This window comes from Dyella sp. ASV21 (assembly GCF_016428975.1).
GTDB lineage: Bacteria > Pseudomonadota > Gammaproteobacteria > Xanthomonadales > Rhodanobacteraceae > Dyella.
Map to the genome: position 1 here is coordinate 1 of NZ_JAELTT010000166.1, position 567 is coordinate 567.

The window sequence follows — 567 nt, forward strand, 5'->3', positions numbered from 1 at the left end:
ACCTGCACGCCGGCCGCGTTGAGGTCCACGTAGACCGTGCTGCCGTCCAGCGGCGAGGTGATGGCGCGGATGTGCGGCACACGGCCGCGATACTGGTCACGGGCGGCCAAGGCGTCCGGCCCCAGCACCCGACCAAAGCGCATCAGTTCGTAGCCGGCGCTGGGACAGCCCGGGTAGGCGGCCACGGCGCGGTCGTACAGGTCGTAGCCGTTCTCGGTGGTCTGGCCCAGGGCTTGGCCCTGGCGGGTGCGGGTGACCAGGGTGACGCACCCTTGCGCCTCGCCCATGCTGACGATGAACGGCTCGGCCGCGCGGGCCTGGAGGGGCACCTGCCAACGACGCCACAGCTCGGCGGGGAGGTCGGCCGGGGCGGCGCCGTTGCCCCAGATGGCCGGCACGGTGAGCGTGCGCTGGGCGGTGGTGGGCTCGTGGTATCGCATGGCCGCTTGATAGCTGCCGCTGACGGCGCTGAACCACTGGTCCGCCGACAACGCCGGATAGCGCGTGCGCACCTCGGCGAATAGCGCGGCATTGAGTTGCTGGAGCTTCTCGGGGGTGGTGAGGAAC

The 567-nt window shown here is 71.4% G+C and carries 1 protein-coding gene; it reads right to left on the bottom strand.

What is annotated here, in order from left to right:
• The coding region (locus JHD67_RS21420; protein ID WP_199101163.1) for a hypothetical protein at nt 1–567 on the bottom strand (567 nt) is incomplete at both ends.